This window comes from Actinoplanes sp. NPDC051633, from assembly GCF_040681735.1.
Classification (GTDB): domain Bacteria; phylum Actinomycetota; class Actinomycetes; order Mycobacteriales; family Micromonosporaceae; genus Actinoplanes.
Map to the genome: position 1 here is coordinate 1 of NZ_JBFAZH010001704.1, position 1,231 is coordinate 1,231.

General features: G+C 68.4%; 2 protein-coding genes. One reads left to right on the plus strand and one right to left on the minus strand.

What is annotated here, in order from left to right; translation table 11 throughout:
- Positions 1–208: 208 nt before the first annotated feature.
- Positions 209–592, minus strand: coding sequence for an HPF/RaiA family ribosome-associated protein (locus tag AB0M20_RS44485; protein ID WP_364307621.1), 384 nt, complete (start codon positions 590–592; stop codon positions 209–211).
- Positions 593–768: 176 nt separating this feature from the next.
- Between AB0M20_RS44485 and AB0M20_RS44490 the strand changes: the two genes are divergently transcribed.
- Complete coding sequence (locus AB0M20_RS44490; protein ID WP_364307623.1) at positions 769–1,182, plus strand: CBS domain-containing protein; 414 nt, start codon at positions 769–771, stop codon at positions 1,180–1,182.
- The last annotated feature ends 49 nt before the right edge of the window (positions 1,183–1,231 follow it).

The window sequence follows — 1,231 nt, forward strand, 5'->3', positions numbered from 1 at the left end:
CGGGGATTGGACCAGGCGCAGTGCCCCGGAGAGGCATCCGCCGAGACACCCGGCAGCGCGCCTGGAGCGGCGCCGGCCGGGATCAGGAGAAGCGGCGTGATCAACGCGAGCGCCATGCCGGGAGCCACCATGGCCCCATCCTCGGCCGGGATCGACGGGCGTCGTTAGGACCGGCTACTCCTCCACTAGCACAGAACGCACCGGGCGCTCACTCGATGAGGCCCTCGGGCTCCGGCTCGCCGTGCTCGCGCAGATGCTTGTTGTGGCGCGGCTCCTGCTTGGTCTTCGAGTCGTTGAGGCGCCGGCGCAGGTCGTCGCGGACGTCGTGCAGGGCGGCCTTCAGGTCCTCCTCCGACGAGGTGGTGACGATCTTCTGCCGACCGGCGATCCAGCACTCGAGGGTGACCTTCTGCCCGCGCGCCTGCCGGTCCTTGACCGAGACCTCGAGCTCGGTGGAGTCGGCGTGGAACCCGGCGAGCCGCGAGTCGAGGGGCTCGAACTCACTCGCGATCCAGTTCAGGTCGCCCTGGGAGAATCCGGCGCCCACCCGAAGACACTCACCGACGGTGGCGGGGTTGGCCACTGCACTCATCACATCTCCTCAAACCGGCGAAAACTGTCGAGGAGCCTCCGTACCCTCCCGCCCGATCGCGAAACGGCGAAGTGGATCAATGCGGGACGCGGAGCGACATGCCTCAATGGGATCTGACGTGCATCAAGGCGTGGTGACGGGGTAACCGGAGGTCATCTACCGAAAGGAGAGTTGCGATGACCACCGCACGCGACATCATGACGCCGGACGCGACCTGCATCGGCGAGAAGGACAGCCTGGCGGACGCCGCCCGCAAGATGGCCGACCTCGATGTCGGATCGCTGCCGATCTGCGGCGACGACGACCGCCTCAAGGGCATGCTGACCGACCGCGACATCGTGGTGAAGGCCGTGGCCAAGGGCCGTAACCCGGCCGACTGCACGGCGGGCGAGTTCGCCCAGGGCAAGCCGGTGACGATCGGCGCGGACGACGACGCCGAGGAGATCCTGCGGACGATGGCCGACCACCAGGTCCGCCGGCTCCCGGTGATCGACGGGCACCGCCTGGTCGGCATGGTCGCACTGGCCGACGTGGCGAGGGCATTGCCGGACCGTCCGGTGGGCGACCTGATGGACGCCATCACCTCCTGACCGCAAGCGAAAAGTGGTAGCTCAGCCGCGCATCCGACCCTCGGATGCG

Excerpts from the sequence above, each read along its gene's own strand:
- AB0M20_RS44485 (WP_364307621.1), bottom strand. The coding sequence starts at position 592 with ATGAGTGCAGTGGCCAACCCCGCCACCGTCGGTGAGTGTCTTCGGGTG.
- AB0M20_RS44490 (WP_364307623.1), top strand. The coding sequence starts at position 769 with ATGACCACCGCACGCGACATCATGACGCCGGACGCGACCTGCATCGGC.